Origin of the sequence: Acinetobacter sp. 1566109, assembly GCF_000582255.1 — a bacterium.
Classification (GTDB): Bacteria; Pseudomonadota; Gammaproteobacteria; order Pseudomonadales; family Moraxellaceae; genus Acinetobacter; species Acinetobacter nosocomialis.
The window spans coordinates 1-20,800 of the sequence record NZ_JEYB01000028.1; the positions used below are offsets into that span (position 1 = coordinate 1).

Sequence of the window (20,800 nt, forward strand, 5' to 3'; positions counted from 1 at the left end):
ACTTTACATAGATTTTAAATTTTCTTTATTAATTTCTCCGTTATTTAAAGTTTCAATTGCAGGATGATGAGATACAGGATGCTGCGCAATCTTCGCTCTTAATTGAGTTAAAAAGTTAAGATTTTTATCCCAAAGTTCAGCTGAAATGCTTTGTTTCATCCCTGCGAGTGCCTTTTTCCTAGGATTATTAAAGTTCTCAAATTTTTTAGGCATAATACACTCTCGTTAAACTTATTAAAGTTTTTTGGTTTTCCATATTTTATTTTAAAAACAAAGAGTTATACCAAAAATAAAACTCCTTTTATCAAAAATCCATATTAGAATTAAAATCATACGAAATCAAATAGAATATTTAAAAAAAGTTAAAAATAATGCCTATTATTTTTATAATATTAACTTGAATCAAATTATGTTTTTGATTATGATCAAATTGATTAAAAATTTAAAATCTATGTAAAGTAATAATTAGTTTTAACTAAATGGAATAGTAATGTCAAAAAAAGAAGATATTATAAATACTGCTTTGGATCTTTTTAACCAAATTGGTTATAACGCTACAGGCGTAGATAAAATTATTGCTGAATCGAATGTAGCCAAGATGACTTTCTATAAATACTTTCCCTCTAAAGAAAGTTTAATTATGGAGTGTCTGCATCATCGAAATATTAATATACAAAATTCAATTTATGAAAAATTAAATTTACATCCAGATGCTGAGCCGCTTGAAAGAATACATCTTATTTTTAACTGGTATATTGACTGGATTAATAGCGAAAACTTTAACGGTTGCTTGTTTAAGAAGGCATTTATTGAAGTATCTAAACAATACACTTCAATTCGTGAACCATTTCAAGAATATACAAATTGGCTTATCAATTTACTCAATAGTTTATTAGTAGAGTTAGATATTAAAGACCCTACTCCACTTACTCATATCATCATCTCGATTATTGATGGGATTATTATTGATGGAACCATTGATAAAGAATTGATTGATCCTGTAAAAAAATGGAGATATATCGAGTATTTAATTAAAACCGAGAATTCATAGTATTTTTAATATATAAAAAATTACTTTAAATTGATTTATTATATATTTTCCTATTACGGATTTAAAATATAATATTAATAAATATAAATTTTATTAAATATTTCAATTTAAAAATTAAAATAAATAAAGTTTAACATGTTGATAATTTTCTACCCTTTTAGGCCAACTCATATTAGAATTCCGCAACCTTATTGTCTCCCACGTCTCTATGAAAAAGTTTTTAGGCAATTCTATCTTCAAAGCAGTTGGTTGGACCTATGATGTAGATCCTACAATTCTTGAAAAAAAACAAGTAATTATTGGGTTCGAGCACACTTCTAACCTTGATGCGATCTTATCAATCGCTCTGTTTCAAATCTTAGATTTAAAAATTCATACGCTAATTAAAAAAGAGCTTTTTAAAGGCCCAATGAAGCCCATACTTGAAAATCTAGGCGGCATTCCTGTAGACCGTAAAGCAAGTAAAGATATTGTTTCTCAAATGGTCGAAAAATTTCAAAGTAATGATACCTTCAATCTAGTCATTGCCCCTGAAGCAACTCGTGCAAAAGATGGATCTGAGCGCAAACCTATTCGTACAGGTTTCTGGCATATTGCAAAAGCTGCGAATGTTCCAATTGTACTGATGTATGCAAATGCAAGAACAAAGAAAGGTGGCATTTTAGGTAAAATTTACCCTTCAGATTTGCAAAAAGATCTTGAAACAATTAAAGAACTTTATGCGCAATATGATATTGATGTGAAGATTAACTAATTTGTTCTGTAAGCGCTTTTAAGACTAATTTTTTACTTAAATTTAGGCCTTCTAAGCGTTGCTAATTGGTTAACAAAACATAGGACAACAGTTTTCAAGAAAACCATGCCTATGATAATATTCTGTCACTTTTGCATTTTTTAATTTTTGGAGTTCACTTCCATGGCGGGTCATTCTAAATGGGCCAATATTAAGCATCGTAAAGCTAAACAAGATGCAAGTCGCGGTAAAGTTTTTACTAAATATATTCGTGAAATTGTGACTGCTGCCAGACTTGGTGGTGGAGATGCTGCTAGCAACCCTCGCCTTCGTGCTGTTGTCGAAAAAGCACTTTCAGTCAACATGACACGTGACACCATTAACCGTGCAATCCAACGCGGTGTGGGTGGTGAAGACAATGACGATTTAAAAGAAGTAACTTACGAAGGTTATGGCGTTGGTGGAGTTGCTGTCCTTATTGAAACAATGACAGATAACCTCAACCGTACAGTTCCAGATGTACGTCACTGTTTCAGTAAAACAAATGGTAACTTAGGAACTGCGGGTTCTGTATCTTATCTATTTACTAAACGTGGTGAAATTACTTTTGAAGATGTTTCTTTAGAAGACAAAATCATGGAAGTAGCTTTAGAAGCAGGTGCAGAAGATATTGAAGTTTCAGAAGATGAAATTTTAGTAATTACTTCACCAGAGACTTTTGGTGAAGTTCAAGATGCTCTTGCTGCCGCAGGTTTAAAATCTGATAATGCAGAAGTTGTGATGAGTCCATCAACAAAAGCTGAAATTACAGATATTGACCAAGCAAAACAAATTCTTAAAATGATTGATATGTTTGAAGATCTTGATGATGTACAAAACGTTTATACAAACGTTGAATTCTCGGAAGAAGTTTTAGCTCAATTAGATGCTTAAACCAAACATTGAAATTAAAAACGCACCAATTGGTGCGTTTTTTTATAATTTATTTAATAAGTTATAACAGTTAAATACATTGTACTCTTTGATGACAAAGCTCGAATGTAGAGCGACTACATTGTCAATTTTACCAATACGTCTTAATAAAATTTCGCTATAGTCATCCATATTGCGCGCCACTAATTCAAGAATGAAGTCAGCACTTTGACCCGTAACTAAAAATGCATTTGTAACTTCAGGAATGGCTTCAATTTCAGAAAGAAATTTATCGAAGGTTTCACTATCATGTTTACTCAAAGAGACTTGTAGCAAAATATGCAAAGTAAACCCTAGTTTGCTAAAGTTAATTTCTCTTTTAAGCTGCCCCATGATATTAGCTTCAATCAAATGCTTAATACGGCGATGGACAGAGCTAACTGAAAGATTAATCCGTTCTGAGAGCTCATTCAAATTCAGGTCTTCATGAGACAAAATTTCCAGAATTTGTTTATCAAAACGGTCAAGCTCCATCCTTTTCTCCAAATAGCATTTTATATAACTTAACAGTATATCCTAAAGCCAAGCTCACTTTAAAAATCAAACCCGATTAAAAATAGGAATAAGCTTTACTTTAATATCTTGAATCAAGTCTGTGCCTGTTAACTGTGCAGTAGCATGGCATTTATAGCGCATTTGAAATCGCTATAGCGTTATATTTTTTCAATGTTTCACTTAGCACATCAGCAAAAGTATATCTTATTTCAAAAATCTCAAGCTTTATTTAATAAAATCAATAGTTTTAAAATTTTTTAAAAAGTTGGCACTGTTTTTGTTATGCACATACGGGAAAACTTTATCCGATGTGGGGAATGCTTGTGAAAAATATCAAAACTTTAGTTCTAGCAATGACTACTATTAGCCTAACAGGTGTAGTTATGCCAGCCCATGCAGCTACTGACGCAGAAGTAGATGCTTTACGCAAAGAGGTTGGTGAGTTAAAACAACTTGTGCAGCAATTATCAAATCAGCAAAAAACAGCACCAGCAGTAAATACTCCAACAGTTTCACAAACGACAACCGTAGCTAGCTCACCAGCTCCTCAGAGCAAACCAGGTTGGATGCAAATGCCTGATGGACAAACTCAAGTTAAGCTTTATGGAAATGTACGAGTAGATGCCACTTATGACTTTAAAGGTTCAAATGGAAGTATTTCAAATGCAGCCAACTATCCTTTAAACAAAGATGATCCAAGACAGGACTCGCTAAATGTATCTGCAGCCACCACACGTATTGGTTTAGATATCACCCGACCTACGCAATATGGCGATTTAACCGGAAAAATTGAAGCCGACTTTATGGGCGGTAATGGTGACAATGGTAGTGGAACTTTCCGTGTACGCCATGCCTATATGTCTTTAGGTAAATGGTTAGCAGGTCAAACCACTTCACCCTTTGTAAATACGGACACATCCCCAGAAACATTAGACTTTACTGGTGCAGTTGGTACAGGAACAACGCGTACAGTACAAGTTCGTTATACACAGCCTATTGATGCACAACAAAAAATATTATTTGCTTTAGAAGGTGGTGATGTTGAAAAAGTAGGAAATGTGGCGGGGGGAAGCCGCTTCCCTGCTCTAACCACTCGATATGATTTTAAAACTGCTGATAATAAAGGCTTATTACAACTTCATGGACTTGCTCATGAAAACCGAGTAGCACCTAAGGATAGTTCATCTGAAGAAAAATTTGGTTGGGGTGTCGGCATAGGTGGAAAATATGATATTACCCCTCAAGATAGTGTAGTTGCCAACTATTATCATGTTAAAGGTGATGGACGATATTTGTCTTATAGCAACTCTGCCTATGCATATGACACGGCGGCTCAAGATATCCAATTAGGTGAATTTGATAGCGCAGTGATCGGCTATCAACGTAAATGGAATCCAATATTACGCTCTACTTTCGCAATTGGCGGAGTTCAATATAAAGATGACAACACATACGCAAATAGTAATTTGACTAATACCAGTTATAACAAGGAAATTTATAATGCACTGGTAAACCTAATCTGGAACCCTGTCAAGAATATTGACTTAGGTGCAGAATATACCTATGGCCAGCGCAAAACATTTGCAGATGATAAAGGCGATTACTCACGCATAAATTTATTAGCAAAATATAATTTCTAAAAACTTAGAAATAAAAAAGAGCCTTTATAGGCTCTTTTTTATTATTGTATTTAATGCATTGCCTGAATTTTCTGCAAGAAAAGTTTAGCGCGCTCATGACGAGCTTCTAAATTATCAAAAAATTCATTGGTTGGACAATCTTCAAGAATTTTACCTTCATCCATGAAAATTAAACGGTTAGATACGCGTTTAGCAAAGCCCATTTCATGGGTAACACACATCATGGTCATACCTTCATGAGCAAGTTGCACCATAACTTCAAGCACTTCACCTACCATTTCAGGGTCGAGTGCGGAAGTAGGTTCATCAAACAACATACAGACTGGGTCCATCGATAATCCGCGAGCAATTGCAACACGTTGCTGCTGGCCACCAGAGAGTTGTCCTGGAAATTTATCTTTATGAGCAAGTAACCCAACTCGTTCTAAATACTTAAGCCCCTTTTCACGCGCTTCGGCAACTGAACGTTTTAACACCTTCACTTGAGCAATGGTTAAATTTTCCAAAACAGTCATGTGCGGAAAAAGCTCAAAGTGCTGGAACACCATTCCTACACGAGAACGGAACTTTGCAAGATCAGTTTTCGGATCTTTTAAGGAAACCCCATCAACAATAATGTCACCTTGCTGAAATGGTTCTAAAGCATTTACAGTTTTAATGAGCGTTGATTTTCCTGAACCAGATGGCCCACAAACAACAACGACATCACCTTTTTCAATACTCGTCGTGCAATCTGTTAAAACCTGAAAATCACCATACCATTTAGAGATATGTTGGATGTCTATCATTGGCATTTAAAATCTCCAATTAGCGAATGATGGCAATTTTTTTCTGTAAACGTTTGACTAATTGCGATAGCACAAACGAGCTACAGAAATACACCACAGCGACGATTAAGTAGAATGTTGCTTTCGTTTCAGGGCCATATGTATTAGCCAATGTATCTGCACGACCCAAGAAGTCCGGAGCACTAATAACATAAACTAATGACACGTCCTGAAACAGAATAATAGTTTGAGTGAGTAATACTGGGAGCATATTACGGAAGGCCTGCGGTAACACTACATAACGCATAGATTGCCCATAGGTAAACCCTAAAGCGTAGCCTGCATTGACCTGACCTTTTGAAATAGACTGAATACCGGAACGTACAATTTCCGAGAAAAATGCAGCTTCAAAAATAGCAAAGGTTACAACACTCGAAAATAACGGCCCCCAATAAGTATCTGATTGAAACTCAAATATTTTTGGTAACAAAAAATAGAAAATAAAGATGACCTGAATTAATGGAATACCACGAAATAGATCTACATAGAACTTGGCAAAGTTACTTGCAATAGTGCTGTTAGATAAACGCATCATTGCTAATGGAGTTCCAATCAAAATCCCACCCATCATCGCAAGTACCGTTACCGTAAGCGTGAAGATAAAACCTTCTTTTAATGCAGCAATAACATCAGGATTATGTAATAGAGAAAAATCCATAATTATTTTCCTCCCGAACCTAAACCTGGTACAGCCATACGTTTTTCAATCCATGCCATCACAAATTTAATTGTGTAGGTAATGATTAAATAAACCGGCGTAGACAGAATAAGAATGATAATGTCCTGAGAAGTTTCTTCTCGCATGGTTTTGGTATAAGCGAAGAAGTTCAAAACACTTAATGCATATAGAACTGCCGAGTTCTTGAAGACGTTCATTGCTTCTGAAGTAATGGTTGGCCATACCGTACGGTATGCAACTGGTAAAATCACATAACGATAACTTTGCGCTGTTGTAAAACCCATTGCCGAAGCTGCAAATTTTTGTCCACGAGAAACCGTGTTAATTCCCGCTCTTACATGCTCAGAAACACGTGCTGCGGTATATAGACCCAAAGCAAAAACACCAATAACAGCAGGATGATGATTTAAAATATTTTTCCACCAGCCACCTGCTACGACGTCCCCACTTCCGGCACTTAAACTATCTGGTAAGAATTCTGGGAACACAAAAGCCCAGAAGAATAACTGTACAATTAAAGGAATATTACGGAATATTTCGACATAACAGTTGCCGATAAAAGCAAGCGGTTTATTGGGTAAAGTACGAATTACCCCGAGGAGAGAACCTAATAAAAATGCGATAAGAAAGGCTACAACGGCAGTCCATACCATAGTAAAGACACCAGAACCTAACATTTGTAACCATGTGGGCGCCTCAGAATAAGCATTGTAGCTAGAGCTACCAATGACTTTACAAACTGATTCTGCCCATGCGGCTTTATCGACACCATATTCATTAGACTCCGCACAGAATATAGTCCAGTTTAGCGAGCCGACTGACATGTTTGCCCCTTAAATGAATATCTTAGAAAATAGACCACTTGTGCAAATGAAGTTTTACACTTGCACAAGTAAATTTAGGACAAAAGGATCTGGTTAGATTCCTGCATCTGTTGGGTGAGCTTTAAGTTTTTTGTAAGATGAACTTGGTTGCATGTTCAAATTAGTATTTTTTGGTGGGATTGGCGATAAGAACCATTTCTTATATAAAGCGTCCATTTGACCAGTTTTCCATAAATTATTTACGGTACGGTCGGCAATTGCTTTAAATTTTGGATCATCTTTTGCAATCATGATGCCATAAGGTTCTGATGAAAGTACTGGCCCTACAATTGCGAACGCTTTTGGTGTAGATGACTTAGCAATTAGTCCAGCTAAGATATTGTCATCCATAACAAATGCCGCGGCACGACCAGATGCCATCATGGCAAACGAGTCAGAATGGTCTTTACCATAAATGTTTTGTACATTAAGTGACTGACCTTTTTCATTCATTTTAATGTACTTGTCTGATGTTGTACCTTGAGTCGTAACGACCGCTTTACCATTTAAATCAGCTAGACTCTTAATACCAGAGTTGGCTTTAACAGCCATACGAACTTCTGTTGCATAGTAGTTTGTTGAAAAACCAACTTGCTGCTGACGTTGTTTAGAGTTTGTGGTGGTACCACATTCCATATCAATATTGCCGGCTAAAAGCTCAGGAATACGTGTTGATGAAGTTACAGCCTTGTATTCAACTTTTAAACCAGGCATTTTCAATTCTTTTTTAATATCATTTGCGAACTGGTTACAAATGTCGACTGCATAACCTACCGGTTTACCTCCAACAACGTATGAAATCGGGTCGGATGATTCTCGGTGACCAATAACGATTTTTCCAGTACTTTTAATTTTAGCTAATGTATCTGCTGCCTGAATTTGAGAAGTAGCACCAACCGTACAAAGCATAATTGTTGAAACAATGAGAGAGGTTGCAGAACGTTTCATAAGAACTCCTTGATGATCATTCTCTCTATTTGTCTAAAGAATCATTCTTATAGAGAAATAGAGCGATTTATTATTAAATTGCAATTATCGAGCCAACTTTTCCAAGCAGGACTCCATCCATTTGCTTCACTTATTATTCATCTGTTTCGCAGAATTAATACCTTTAAAACTGCTCACATGTTTCTACTTTAATCTATGTTTTAATCTTCTGTCTATTATTAAGCTCATCTATTTACACTTAAATGTGGCAAATATTGATTACAATGTAAACATATGCACAATAAAGTCGCTTAAATTTTTCTAAAAACTGTTTTTAGAAAAAGATTAATTTTTAATAAAAAGAAAAAGCAAACTTATTAAATAGTTAGAACAACGTGGATTAATTTTCTCAAAAAGAAGATAAATCATCAAAATAATATTTATAAATGTTTTAATAAAATCCATTTATAAAATTGATAGTAATATTTTTTACAATTAAAATGCTTTTAGAAATATGAAAAAAAGCCCGATTTATTTCGAGCCTTTTTATAAAACCTATAAATTAAATGCCTCTCCAATCAACGCGGGCATTTCTTTCAGTTTGATAGATTCTTAAAACATATTGTCCAAGTGGCAAATCAAGTAAACTTTTTTGATAATTGCTCCACTCTGGAGACACCTCTTCATCCTCTTCGGGTTCCCATGGCGTACCTTTTATTTCTAATAAAGGTGCAAGCATAGAACATACTGAAATATCAGCGAGGCTTAATCGGTCTCCCACCATATAACGTCCTTGATTTTCAATAAGATACTGATTCAATTCATTGATGAGTTCATCCATACGCTCTTTTGACTGGCTCACCACTTCCCCTTCAAGCTTATAGTTCTTTTTTACTAAAGTTTTGAGGAAAGGTTTTGATATTTTTTCAAACTGACGCAAGTAACCTTGTTCGCCCATCATAATCTCTAGAGCATGGTCGCCATGGGCTAAAGTATGCGCTAGTGCCCAACGACGTACATGCACACCCAGTTCATCTGCCAAACTATCAATCTTAAGTGTTTGCTGCCTAAGTTGCTCATCACGGCGTAAAAGCGCATGTTCTGGATAAGTATCATCCAGATAAAGCGCAATTTTAGTTGATTCAGCAATCCAGCGATGGTCATCTTTCAAAATTGGCAATAAGTTTTGCCCTGTTTTGAGTTGTGCAAAAGCACGATGAAAGCCAGGAATCAAATTATGTGCAACGTAATCAAGTTCTTTATGGTCTAACAACCAGCGAGCTTTTTCACAATAATGAGATAAAGGAAACTGATACAAAACCCGCATAAAATCTCCACGTTTATTTTTATTTGACTATTCGTACAAAAATCGTCTTCGGTAAGTAGATACTTTAGAAGCTATTTTTAATGAAAACAATGGATATTGTGCTCATTTTTCACTGACAGTTAGGTCTATATTTTTTATATCTTTTTTTACCGTACTTATAGGTCTTTTTCATATTAAAAAGGCTTTAGTAATTCATTTTGCAAATAAAAATCATAATTCTTTGATTTTTAATATGTTTCTATATCTCTATTTATCTATTAAAAATCAAAAAAAGTGCTTTGCATTTTTATTCATAAGCTGAGCATAAGTCCTCGTTTAGTGGAAAAATATTTCTTTTGTAAGGTAATGACAGCAATACAAGGTGTCATTATGTCTAATTCTCTATCTAAAACGACGGCATACGTCCAAGTCATTCAAAATGATCAACAAGCGATTAATGCTGCTTATCAAGTGGCTGATTTTGCTTTAGAGGGTCGTAATACACGTGATCAACAACGCCAACTTCCTTATGAGCAAATTGAAAGTTTTAGCCAAAAAGGTTTAGGTGGAATTCGCATTGCAAAAAAATATGGCGGTGCATTTGTTTCCAATAAAACACTGGCACAAGTTTTCCGTATTTTAAGTAAAGGCGATGCCAATGTTGGTCAAATTCCACAAAATCAGATTAGCCTGTTGAACCTGATTGAAATCATGGGTACAGAACAACAAAAACAATTTATCTTTTCAGAAATATTAGCTGGCAAACGTCTTGCCAACGGTGGTCCAGAGCGTAATACACATGACTCAAAAACACTAAAAACTACCCTTACCATTGAAAATGGAAAATATATTTTAAACGGTGAAAAGTTTTATTCGACAGGAACAAGCTTTGCGCATTGGCTCGCAATTAAAGCGGTTCATCCTGAAGGTCATGTTGTTTTAGTGATTGTTAACCGAGATGCTCAAGGCATTGAAGTCATTAATGACTGGAATGGGTTTGGTCAGCGTACTACAGCGAGTGGTACGGTTAAATTAAATCAAGTTGAAGTTAATCCTGATCTTATTTTTGATGAGCGATTATTAACACAAGTTCCTACCTATCGCGGTGCGTATTCGCAGTTATTACAAGTGGCAATTGATGTCGGTATTGCAGAAGCCGCGTTTGAAGATACTTTATCGACCATACACAAAGCGCGCCCAATTATTGATGCAAATGTTGAAAAAGCCAGCTTTGAACATTACACACTGCAAGAAGTGGGTAAGTTAAATATTTTACTCGATGCTGCAATTTTACTGCTTGATGAAGCTGCTGAATATTTAGATGAACTTGACCAACTTGAAAATGTGACTGATGAACAAGTAGCTAAAGCTTCAATTTTGGTTGCTGAAGCAAAAGTCTACGCCAATGATGCGGCTCTACAAATCTCTGAAAAACTACTAGAGCTAGGTGGTAGCCGTTCAAGCTTAAGCCAACACAATTTAGATCAACATTGGCGAAATGCCCGTGTACATACCTTACACGACCCTGTTCGCTGGAAATTACATGCCATTGGCAATTATTACCTTAATGGTCATTTCCCTGCCCGCCATGCCTGGATTTAAGGAGCAATTGTCATGACTTCATATCAATCAGTTCAAACCAAACAAACATCGGCATCTGGTCAAGCACATATTATTCAAAATGATGCTGAAGCTTTAGAAGTCGCCAAACAATTTGCCGAACAATTTAAAAAAACCGCAGTTGAGCGAGACGCTAAACGAATTTTACCGTATACCGAAATTGATGCATTGAGCCAGTCTGGACTTTGGGCAATTACAGTACCCAAGCAATATGGAGGTGCGGAAGTTTCAAGCCATACCGTTGCCAAAGTAATTGCGCTTTTAAGTGGTGCCGATGGTTCAATCGGGCAAATTCCACAAAACCACTTCTATGCATTAGAGGTATTACGTAATACGGGCACAGAAGCTCAGAAACAACGTTTATATGGCGAAGTGCTAAATGGCACTCGCTTTGGTAATGCACTTGCTGAGTTTAAAACCAAAACTTCAACCCATAAACAAACCAATATTCGTCCCCATGAAAATGGCTACCTGATTCAAGGAGAAAAGTTTTACTGCACAGGAAGTTTATTTGCTCACCGTATTCCAACCTTAGTTTTAGATGATGCAGGCCGAGAATATCTAGCGTTTGTAAAAAGTGGTTCACAAGGATTAAAACTTGTAGATGACTGGTCTGGCTTTGGACAGAAAACCACAGGCAGCGGAACGGTTAAATTTGATCAGGTTTTTGTCGATGCAGATGATGTCATTCCTTTTGATACTGCATTTTTACAACCAACCTTAGTGGGCCCTTTTGCTCAAATTATGCATGCATCAATTGAGGTAGGCATTGCACGTGGAGCCTTTGAAGAAAGCTTGCAAAGAGTGCATCAAGCCCGCCCATGGATTGATTCAAATGTAGAAACTGCAAACCAAGATCCTTTAACAATTTATGAATTAGGACGCATTGCGGTAGATGTACGAGCTAGTGAAGTGTTATTAAAACAAGCAGCTCAATCAATTGATGCCGCAAAAATTGAAACCACACCTGAAAGCATTGCTAAAGCATCCATCGATGTTGCCAAAGTACGTGCTCATAGTACCGATATCGCACTCAAAGCATCGTCTAAGCTGATTGAACTTGCAGGAAGCCGTGGTAGTCAGTCGCAAGATGGTCTAGATCGCTTTTGGCGAAATGCACGCGTACATACCTTACATGATGCTGCACGATGGAAATATTACTTTATTGGGAACTATGTTCTTAACGGTGTTCTACCACCTCGTCGGGGGACATTGTAATGGCAGACTTTAAAGCAAAAGAAATTCTACTAAATGCCTTTGACATGAACTGTGTGGGTCATATCAATCATGGCTTATGGACACATCCACGTGATGAATCATATCGTTTTAACGAATTGAGCTACTGGACAGAACAAGCCAAAACCTTAGAAAGTGGTTTATTTGACGGTTTGTTTATTGCGGACATTACAGGTGTGTATGACGTCTATCAAAATGGTATAGATCTGACTTTAAAAGAGTCCATTCAACTTCCGAGCCATGACCCGTCTACACTTATTTCAGCTATGGCAGCAGTTACACAAAACTTAAGTTTTGGTGTCACTGTGAACTTAAGCTATGAGCATCCTTATCAATTTGCCCGCCGCTTTGCGAGTCTCGACCATTTAACTCAAGGTCGTATTGGCTGGAATATCGTGACAGGTTATTTAGATAGTGCCGAACGGTTAATTGGTCAAAAAGGTTTAAAAGACCACGATGCTCGCTATGAACAAGCCGAAGAATTTTTAGAGCTTTGCTATAAATATTGGGAAGGTTCATGGGAAAACGACGCAGTTAAAAAAGATAAAGTACAGCGTGTTTTTACAGATCCATCTAAAGTTCACACCATTCACCACCACGGAAAATATTACCAGAGTGAAGGTGTGTTTCAGGTGTCTCCTTCTGTGCAACGCACCCCAACACTGTTTCAAGCAGGTGCTTCACCTAAAGGTATGCAGTTTGCGACTCGTCATGCTGAGTGTGTATTTATTGGCGGCGACAAACCCGAAAAAATACGTGAACAAGTGAAAAAGATTCGTGCTCTTGCAGAACAGCAAGGACGCTCAGCGAATGATATTAAAGTGTTTGTCGGTATAACGGTTGTTGTGGCCGAAACACATGATCTGGCCGTACAAAAACTTAATGAATATCGTCAGTATGCGAGCCCTGAAGCAGGCTTAGCGCATTATGCGAGTTCAACAGGCATTGACTTAAGTAAGTTTGCTGACGATGAAGCGATCCCTTACCAAAAAAGTAACAGCATTGTTTCGATTACCGAAAAGTTTAAAGAACAGCAAATCACAAAAAATGACTTAAAAGCTCAACATGTTTTAGGCGGCCGTTATCCCCTCATCGTGGGTAGTGGTGAAGAAGTTGCTGAATACTTAATTCATCTTTTAGATGAGACCGATATTGATGGCTTTAATTTGACACGTACAGTTGCGCCTGAGTCTCACCACGACTTTATTCGCTTGGTCATTCCTGAGCTACAACAGCTTGGTCGCTATAAAACTGCATATAAAACGGGTTCATTACGGAACAAAATTTTTAATCGGGGTGATCAATTACCAGAACACCACCCTGTTCAAGCGTTCCGATGTAGTCCCTATAACAACAGCAAAAACTTAACAACAATTGAAGAAATAACTGCTTAAATTTGGAGATAGACATGGCTCAAACAGCCTCTAAAAAATGGCTAGGCGTAGGCCTAGTCGTTGTAGTCCTTTTTGTTGCTTTATTCTTATGGAATAAACATCGTCAAAGTGGCTCAAATGAACTTGTGATTGGCATTAGTCCACCATTTGCAAAACCTTTACAAGCTGCTGCCGATGAAGCAAAAAAACAAGGTTTAAATGTAAAACTGGTCGAATTTTCTGACTGGAATACCCCAAACATTACCTTAAATCATGGGGATATTGATGCGAACTTTTTCCAGCATCAACCTTTCTTAGACAATGCAATTAAAGAAACTGGCTTTAAATTAAAGGCATTTGCAGTGGGTGCAGCGTCACATGTGGGACTGTATTCAAAGAAGTATAAAAGCTTAGAGGAATTGCCACAAAACGCACGTGTAGTCATTCCAAATGATCCAGTGAATCAAGGTCGTGCGCTACTACTTTTACAGCAAGCTAAATTAATTACGCTTAAAGATTCAAACAATCATTTATCTGCACTCAAAGATGTTGTTTCAAACCCTAAAAACTTGCAATTCATTGAGGTTGAAGGGCCACAGACTGCCCGTGCGATTGATGATGTTGACTTGGCTTTTGGCTATCCACATTACTTACGCTTAGCAAAAACAGCTGATCCTAATAGTGCACTTTTACTTGATGACAATACCAATAAGCGTTATGCCATTTTGTTTGTAGTGCGTGATGACTATCAAGATAAGGGAGACAAATTAAAGAAATTTGTTGAGATCTATCAAAACTCGCCAAAAGTTAAAGCTGTGTTAGACGCTGAAATTGGGCCAAAACTTTGGTTCCCTGGCTGGAAGTAATAACGGAAAGATTATGGCGATTCAGTTCAAACAGCATAAGCCTTGGTTACTCGGAATTACGATTTTAATCGTAGTTCTGGGCCTCGTCGGTTACCGTTATATTAAAAATAAACAAGTCGACGATGTTTTAACGATTGGCATTAGCCCGCCTTATGCTGAGCTATTACAAAGCGTTGCCAATGAAGTAGAAAAGCAAGGCGTTCATGTCAAACTTGTTGAATTTTCTGATTGGCGGGCACCAAACGTTGCCGTACAAAACGGTGATATTGATGCAAACTTTTTCCAGCAAAGCGTATTTCTACGTAATGCTGTTAAAGAAACGGGCTATGACTTACATGCATTTGATGTGGGTTCAGGAAGTCATGTGGGTTTATATTCAAAAAAATATAAATCACTTGAAGAGTTACCTCCAAAAGCACGTGTAGCTATTCCAAATGATCCGGTCAATTTAGCCCGCGCTTTAATTTTATTGCACCGTGCAGGTTTAATTCAGCTTAAAGACATTAATAATGAACTTTCAACAACCCAAGACATTATAGCTAATCCTAAACAGCTAAGCTTTGTTGAAGTTGAAGGCCCTCAAACCGCACATGCATATAATGATGTCGATTTAATTTTCGGCTTCCCCCCCTACTTAAAAATGGCAAAGGTAACCGACCCACATAGCGCATTATTTTTAGATCCAATCGATAAAAAATATGCAATTTTGTTTGTGACCCGTCGCGATTACCAAGACAAAAACCAAAAACTTGCAACCTTTATTAAAGCATTCCAGAGCTCAAAACAAGCACAAGACATTCTGGATAAAGACTTTGGTAAAGGTATGTGGTTTCAAGGCTGGAAATAAGGAGAATGACGATGGTGAGTTTTGGATCACAAGTTGATTTTTCTCTACCCCATATCAAAATTCGTGGTTTAAATAAGTTTTACCAATCTCAAGGTCAAAAACTGCATGCGTTAAAAGAGATTAACCTTGATATCCCCCAAGGTAAGATTTTAGGCATTATTGGTAAAAGTGGTGCGGGAAAATCTTCCCTACTCCGCACTTTAAATGGCTTAGAACAAGTAAATACAGGTAGTATTCATATTCATCAACAAAACATTGCTGAATTGAGTCATGCCGAGCTCATCCAAACCCGCCAGCGTATTGGAATGATTTTTCAACATTTCAATTTGATGTCTGCAAAAACAGTTTGGGAAAATGTGGCATTGCCCTTGAAAGTTTCCAATTATAACAAAGCAGATATTGATGAGCGTGTAAATGAAGTTCTGGCTTTAGTGGGACTATCAGATAAGTCTGGCTACTACCCATCACAACTTTCGGGCGGACAAAAGCAGCGTGTCGGTATTGCACGTGCACTTGTTCACCACCCTGAAATTTTACTATGTGACGAGGCGACCTCAGCACTCGACCCTGAAAGTACTGCCACTATTTTGGCTTTACTTAAAAAGATTAATCAGGAACTAGGCCTCACCATTGTATTAATTACTCACGAAATGCAAGTGATTCGAGAAATTTGTGATCAAGTCGTTGTGATTGATCAAGGTGAGATTGTAGAGGCTGGACAAGTTTGGTCTGTATTTTCACGACCACAGCAGCAAATTACTCAAGAACTGTTAAACCTTGAACAGATTACTCTGCCTTTTAAAATCAGTCCTCTACCGGATGAAAATTCGACTCATATAATCCTAAAACTGAAATATGAGGCGGAAGCACATCAGGTTCCGGATATTCAAGAACTCCTTGCTAGATTTAAAGCACCAGTCAATTTATATCAAAGTCAGGTGGATACCATTCAAGGACATATTATTGGCTCGCTTTTAGTGGGTATTCCCAACGTAGAAATTGATCTTTCATCTATACAACAAGATGCATTAACAGCAAATGCACAATTTGAGGTACTTGGCTATGCAAGACCAGCTCATTGATTTATTAATTACTGGAACTGTAGATACCTTGCTTATGGTAGGCGCATCTGCATTCATTGCTTTTTTAATTGGCTTACCTATCGCTGTTATTTTAGTCAGCACTTCTGAACATGGCATTCACCCGTCGCAAAAGATTAATCAGTCTTTGGGTTGGGTCATCAATATTACTCGCTCAGTACCTTTTCTTATTTTAATGGTTGCACTTATTCCTCTTACTCGCTGGATTGTCGGCACAAGTTATGGCGTATGGGCAGCGGTGGTTCCACTAACTATTGCCGCCATTCCATTTTTTGCGCGTATTGCAGAAGTCAGCTTACGTGAAGTCGATCAAGGCTTAATTGAAGCAGCACAAGCCATGGGTTGTAACCGTAAACAAATTATTTGGCATGTACTTTTACCAGAGGCTTTGCCGGGTATTGTGGCAGGCTTTACAGTGACTATTGTGACCATGATTAACTCATCTGCGATTGCTGGTGCTATTGGTGCGGGTGGCTTAGGAGACATTGCTTATCGATACGGTTATCAACGTTTTGATATGCAAATTATGTTGGCTGTAATTTTAGTGCTCATTGTTTTAGTCATGTTAGTACAAGCGACTGGTGATGCATTAGCCCAGCAACTTGATAAACGTAAAGTTTAAAAGCAATACACCCCTGCTCTAGCCATGACTTTGTCATGGCTTTCATGTAAAATCAGCGACAATTTTTAATTTACACATTTGTGAGTGGTTTTCATGGGTTTTAATTGCGGTATTGTTGGTCTGCCAAACGTAGGGAAATCTACCCTTTTCAATGCATTAACGAAAGCAGCGATTGCAGCGGAAAACTTCCCTTTCTGTACCATTGAACCAAACACAGGTATTGTTCCTGTACCAGATCCACGTTTAGACAAACTTGCTGGGATTGTTAAACCACAGCGTATTTTGCCAACTACAATGGAATTTGTGGACATTGCAGGTCTTGTTGCTGGTGCCTCAAAAGGTGAAGGCTTAGGTAACCAGTTCCTTGCTAACATTCGTGAAACTGATGCGATTGCTCATGTTGTACGTTGCTTTGAAGATGAAAACGTCATTCACGTAAATGGTAAAATTGATCCGTTAGACGACATCGCAACGATTAATACTGAACTTGCGCTTGCCGATCTTGAAACTGTTGCTAAAGCAATTTTACGTTTAACTAAAGTTGCTAAAGGCGGTGATAAAGAAGCTGTAGCAACTAAAGCAGTTTTAGAGAAAATCCAACCTTTACTTGACGAAGGTAAACCAGCTCGCGCGGCTGATTTGTCTGATGACGAACGTAAATTAGTGCGTGGTTTTGGTTTAATGACTTTAAAACCAACCATGTATATTGCAAACGTTGCAGAAGATGGTTTTGAAAACAACCCACACTTAGACGCAGTTAAAAAACTTGCGGCTGAAGAAAACGCTATCGTTGTTCCTCTTTGCAACCAGATTGAAGCTGAAATTTCATTATTAGAAGATGAAGATCGTGCTGAGTTCTTAGAAGCAATGGGTATGGAAGAACCAGGCTTAAATGTGGTTATTCGTGCAGGTTATGCACTTTTAGGTTTACAGACTTATTTCACTGCTGGTGTACAAGAAGTACGTGCATGGACAGTAAAAGTTGGTGCAACTGCTCCTCAAGCGGCTGGTGTGATTCATACTGACTTCGAAAAAGGCTTTATCCGTGCTGAAGTTGTTGCATATGACGACTTCGTACAATACAACGGTGAAAACGGCGCTAAAGAAGCTGGTAAATGGCGTTTAGAAGGCAAAACTTACGTTGTTCAAGACGGCGATGTAATGCACTTCCGTTTTAACGTATAAGTTAAAGTTTAAGAAAGAAAAAGCCCCATCATATTGGGGCTTTTTTTTATTGTTAATGACTTAAATCCATCGCCTCTCGTTTACTGCGCGCCTCTTGTAAAATACGCGCATGCAAAGGCTTTCTAAAACCTAGCATAAATATAAATTCTGCCAATACAAATAATGGCCCTATGGCAAGTCCAATCACATCATCAACAAAAGCTGGTTTTTTCTTTTCGAAATAATGCCCAACAAACTGAAAGACCCAACCCACCACAAAGAAACCAATACTTGCCGCTAACCATTGTCCTAAGGATAATTGAGCAATTTGGCTCGCCAGTGGATACACAGCGGCTAAAAGAATCAGCATAATTACGCCAAAAACTTTATCTAAAATGAAATAATAGATCGTACTAACTGCAATCAACACTACAGCTAAAGTCAGTTTAAAACTGCCAATATCGACTCCAGCTCTCGCAGTTAAACATAAAATTGAAAACACGATGAGTGGAATACCGATAAAGTGCGTCAAAATATTTTGATGGTTTAAATGATAAGCCGCATATTGGCTCAGTTTCTGTTCCAGATTTGACATAAGTTATTCCCTATTCACCTAACTATAGCCATACTGTACAAATAAGGAAAATTTAAAGTTGTCAGCTATTTGACAAAGTAATGAATTTTTTCATGGATGGGCTGATATTGGATCTTATTTATATTAACCGATTAAAAGAAAACACATGGTTTAGTGTGCTTCCGGAAGCATTCCAAAAGTTTATTCTAGAACATGGCAAGCAAGTTACTTTTGAGAAAAACAGCTATGTTTTCCACGCTAAAGATGAGTTTAATGGGATCTATACCGTCCTTGAAGGCTCAATTAGTTTAGGTTATGTCGATATAAATGGTAATGAAGCACTTTCTGCAATTGCTGAGCCGATTATGTGGTTCGGTGAAATATCTTTAATTGACTATGAACCACGTTCGCACGATGCGATTGCTTTGAAAAAAAGTACAGTTCTACATATTCCTGCAAAACCATTAAATGACTTACTCAAAGACAATCCCTATTATTGGTACTATTTTGCACGCTTAACCAGCCAAAAACTCAGGTACGTTTTTTTAGAACAGATTGCCATACAAACACGCAGTCTTTCTCAAAGACTTGCTCAACGTCTTTTATTTATTTTAGAGGGTTACGGCAATCATCTTATTGTCCAAGAAAGACAAATTCATATTTCTCAAGACCAATTAGCTAATATGCTAACCGTCTCAAGACAAACCATTAATCATGAATTAAACCTTTTAGAAAAACAAAATATTATTAAAATTTCGTTTAGAAAAATTGAGATTTTAGATATGGAAAAATTAAATTTAATTGCAAAATCGCATACTTAAAGGTGCTATATAATAAAAACTTAAAATTAAATTAAAAAATCAGATAACAATGCAAAATAAAACATTGTTCAAACTCTATTTCACAAAATAAGTATTCCAAAACAGAAATTTTCATCTTACACTCAAACTGAGCAATAATACTCAACAAGGCGCTGATTAACATGAAAAAATTATCAACAATTCTTACAGCTGGCGTATTGGCAATGTTAAGTGTTTCGGCATTTGCATGTCCAAAAGGAACTCAACTCCAAGGAGGAACTGGACCACATCATAAAGGCGGTAAATGTGTTGCTGTAAGCGGCAAGACTACTGCTCAAAAAGCAAAAAAAGAAGCTGAAAAAACAAAAACAGATGTTAAAAAAGATATGAATGAGCAGAAACATGCTGCAATGACTAGCGCAACTCACGCTAAACAAGAAGCAAATCAAGCTACTCATCAAATGAAACAAGATGCTGTAAAAACTGCGAACACTGCTAAAACCGCAACAAAACCATAATTAATATTGATTAATTTATGGATATAAAAAGGCGAGATTTAAAATCTCGCTTTTTTATATGTAGTCTCTTTATTTCGGAGATGTATTTCCTAAATTAGGATTATCAATCGCGTCCTTACATTGCTGCTTATCACGCTCATAATCAGCCTGTTTTTGAGCAACAGAATTTGCATTTTCCACAGTTTCTCTCGCCCACACATCTAAACTGGTTAAGGCTTTGCGGCAAAGCGCATATTTTCCTTCAGTGACCGAATCCGTCATTTTCACATTAATACGCCAATCCGTACTGAGCTGACGCAGTGGTTTACGAACTTTATCATTTATCTGACTAAGCTGTTTTCCATAGACTAAAGGATCAACGGTATTAATGAGTGTCCATGCTTTGTTTGCATAGGCCGTTGCATCATTGGTTAATTTCGGCGCTGGTTTAATTTCAACTTTTTTATCCGTGCTCTGATTTCCATTATCACAGCCTTGCAATATAAATACGCTCGCACTCAGGATGGCGATATAAACTAAACGAGTTTTTGACTTGAACATATCAAACTGCCGAATTAAACATTTCGGCACTATGCTATTAAATTCGG

22 protein-coding genes and 1 pseudogene are annotated in these 20,800 nt (G+C 37.1%); 14 read left to right on the top strand and 9 right to left on the bottom strand.

Annotated features, from left to right (window positions below):
• Positions 1 to 12 precede the first annotated feature (12 nt).
• Positions 13 to 213, bottom strand: a pseudogene (locus tag J582_RS26105) (hypothetical protein); the annotation flags it as partial.
• A gap of 277 nt (positions 214 to 490) precedes the next feature.
• On the opposite strand from J582_RS26105, the gene J582_RS16490 reads away from it, so the two are divergent.
• The 3 genes from J582_RS16490 (at position 491) to J582_RS16500 (ending at position 2,717) form a co-directional block, all read left to right on the top strand.
• Positions 491 to 1,051, top strand: coding sequence for a TetR/AcrR family transcriptional regulator (locus tag J582_RS16490; protein WP_004709201.1), 561 nt, complete (start codon positions 491 to 493; stop codon positions 1,049 to 1,051).
• Between the two features lie 208 nt (positions 1,052 to 1,259).
• Positions 1,260 to 1,805 (top strand): 1-acyl-sn-glycerol-3-phosphate acyltransferase, encoded by a 546-nt coding sequence (locus tag J582_RS16495; RefSeq protein WP_004887551.1) that lies wholly within the window; start codon positions 1,260 to 1,262, stop codon positions 1,803 to 1,805.
• Between the two features lie 162 nt (positions 1,806 to 1,967).
• Complete coding sequence (locus tag J582_RS16500; RefSeq protein WP_002050219.1) at positions 1,968 to 2,717, top strand: YebC/PmpR family DNA-binding transcriptional regulator; 750 nt, start codon at positions 1,968 to 1,970, stop codon at positions 2,715 to 2,717.
• Positions 2,718 to 2,759: 42 nt separating this feature from the next.
• Here the strand turns inward: J582_RS16500 and J582_RS16505 are convergent, their stop codons facing one another.
• The gene (locus J582_RS16505) at positions 2,760 to 3,230 is read right to left on the bottom strand and encodes an Lrp/AsnC family transcriptional regulator (RefSeq protein WP_002050132.1); all 471 of its coding nucleotides are present in this window, start codon (positions 3,228 to 3,230) and stop codon (positions 2,760 to 2,762) included.
• Positions 3,231 to 3,574: 344 nt separating this feature from the next.
• Here J582_RS16505 and J582_RS16510 point away from each other — a divergent pair, with 344 nt between their 5' ends.
• The gene (locus J582_RS16510; protein ID WP_185140061.1) at positions 3,575 to 4,891 is read left to right on the top strand and encodes a DcaP family trimeric outer membrane transporter; all 1,317 of its coding nucleotides are present in this window, start codon (positions 3,575 to 3,577) and stop codon (positions 4,889 to 4,891) included.
• Positions 4,892 to 4,941: 50 nt separating this feature from the next.
• Here J582_RS16510 and J582_RS16515 read toward each other — a convergent pair whose 3' ends face one another.
• From J582_RS16515 to J582_RS16535, 5 genes are all read right to left on the bottom strand, one after another.
• Positions 4,942 to 5,685, bottom strand: a complete 744-nt coding sequence (locus tag J582_RS16515) for an amino acid ABC transporter ATP-binding protein (RefSeq protein WP_002049786.1) — start codon at positions 5,683 to 5,685, stop codon at positions 4,942 to 4,944.
• Between the two features lie 13 nt (positions 5,686 to 5,698).
• Positions 5,699 to 6,376: an amino acid ABC transporter permease gene (locus J582_RS16520; RefSeq protein WP_002049960.1), complete on the bottom strand. Its 678-nt coding sequence runs from the start codon at positions 6,374 to 6,376 to the stop codon at positions 5,699 to 5,701.
• Between the two features lie 2 nt (positions 6,377 to 6,378).
• On the bottom strand, positions 6,379 to 7,221 hold the full coding sequence (locus J582_RS16525) for an amino acid ABC transporter permease (protein WP_004709206.1): 843 nt from the start codon (positions 7,219 to 7,221) through the stop codon (positions 6,379 to 6,381).
• Positions 7,222 to 7,314: 93 nt separating this feature from the next.
• Positions 7,315 to 8,208: an amino acid ABC transporter substrate-binding protein gene (locus J582_RS16530; RefSeq protein ID WP_004709208.1), complete on the bottom strand. Its 894-nt coding sequence runs from the start codon at positions 8,206 to 8,208 to the stop codon at positions 7,315 to 7,317.
• Between the two features lie 541 nt (positions 8,209 to 8,749).
• A complete protein-coding gene (locus J582_RS16535) occupies positions 8,750 to 9,514 on the bottom strand; it encodes a glutathione S-transferase family protein (protein WP_004887559.1) in 765 nt (254 codons plus the stop codon).
• A 345-nt stretch (positions 9,515 to 9,859) separates the two neighbouring features.
• Between J582_RS16535 and J582_RS16540 the strand changes: the two genes are divergently transcribed.
• The 8 genes from J582_RS16540 to ychF all read left to right on the top strand — a co-directional run bounded on the left by J582_RS16540 (position 9,860) and on the right by ychF (position 18,342).
• Positions 9,860 to 11,095 (top strand): SfnB family sulfur acquisition oxidoreductase, encoded by a 1,236-nt coding sequence (locus tag J582_RS16540; protein WP_080961335.1) that lies wholly within the window; start codon positions 9,860 to 9,862, stop codon positions 11,093 to 11,095.
• A gap of 12 nt (positions 11,096 to 11,107) precedes the next feature.
• Entirely contained in the window at positions 11,108 to 12,331 is a 1,224-nt protein-coding gene (locus tag J582_RS16545) for an SfnB family sulfur acquisition oxidoreductase (protein WP_032048245.1), read from the top strand.
• Positions 12,331 to 13,743 carry an LLM class flavin-dependent oxidoreductase gene (locus tag J582_RS16550; protein ID WP_032048247.1) on the top strand — a complete coding sequence of 471 codons (1,413 nt, stop codon included), beginning with the start codon at positions 12,331 to 12,333 and terminating at the stop codon, positions 13,741 to 13,743. Before J582_RS16545 ends, J582_RS16550 begins: the two co-directional genes overlap by 1 nt.
• 14 nt (positions 13,744 to 13,757) lie before the next feature.
• Positions 13,758 to 14,588: a MetQ/NlpA family ABC transporter substrate-binding protein gene (locus J582_RS16555; RefSeq protein ID WP_002050216.1), complete on the top strand. Its 831-nt coding sequence runs from the start codon at positions 13,758 to 13,760 to the stop codon at positions 14,586 to 14,588.
• A gap of 13 nt (positions 14,589 to 14,601) precedes the next feature.
• Entirely contained in the window at positions 14,602 to 15,435 is an 834-nt protein-coding gene (locus tag J582_RS16560; protein ID WP_032048248.1) for a MetQ/NlpA family ABC transporter substrate-binding protein, read from the top strand.
• Positions 15,436 to 15,440: 5 nt separating this feature from the next.
• Positions 15,441 to 16,517 carry a methionine ABC transporter ATP-binding protein gene (locus J582_RS16565; protein ID WP_080746686.1) on the top strand — a complete coding sequence of 359 codons (1,077 nt, stop codon included), beginning with the start codon at positions 15,441 to 15,443 and terminating at the stop codon, positions 16,515 to 16,517.
• Entirely contained in the window at positions 16,498 to 17,157 is a 660-nt protein-coding gene (locus J582_RS16570) for a methionine ABC transporter permease (protein ID WP_004709223.1), read from the top strand. Before J582_RS16565 ends, J582_RS16570 begins: the two co-directional genes overlap by 20 nt.
• A 93-nt stretch (positions 17,158 to 17,250) precedes the next feature.
• Positions 17,251 to 18,342: a redox-regulated ATPase YchF gene (gene ychF, locus J582_RS16575; protein ID WP_032048250.1), complete on the top strand. Its 1,092-nt coding sequence runs from the start codon at positions 17,251 to 17,253 to the stop codon at positions 18,340 to 18,342.
• A 52-nt stretch (positions 18,343 to 18,394) separates the two neighbouring features.
• Here ychF and J582_RS16580 read toward each other — a convergent pair whose 3' ends face one another.
• Positions 18,395 to 18,916 (bottom strand): DUF962 domain-containing protein, encoded by a 522-nt coding sequence (locus tag J582_RS16580; RefSeq protein ID WP_032048251.1) that lies wholly within the window; start codon positions 18,914 to 18,916, stop codon positions 18,395 to 18,397.
• 92 nt (positions 18,917 to 19,008) lie between these two features.
• On the opposite strand from J582_RS16580, the gene J582_RS16585 reads away from it, so the two are divergent.
• Entirely contained in the window at positions 19,009 to 19,716 is a 708-nt protein-coding gene (locus J582_RS16585; RefSeq protein ID WP_032048252.1) for a Crp/Fnr family transcriptional regulator, read from the top strand.
• Between the two features lie 161 nt (positions 19,717 to 19,877).
• Positions 19,878 to 20,213, top strand: a complete 336-nt coding sequence (locus J582_RS16590) for a hypothetical protein (protein WP_002050113.1) — start codon at positions 19,878 to 19,880, stop codon at positions 20,211 to 20,213.
• Positions 20,214 to 20,282: 69 nt separating this feature from the next.
• Here J582_RS16590 and J582_RS16595 read toward each other — a convergent pair whose 3' ends face one another.
• Positions 20,283 to 20,753, bottom strand: a complete 471-nt coding sequence (locus tag J582_RS16595) for a hypothetical protein (RefSeq protein WP_002050258.1) — start codon at positions 20,751 to 20,753, stop codon at positions 20,283 to 20,285.
• Positions 20,754 to 20,800 lie beyond the last annotated feature (47 nt).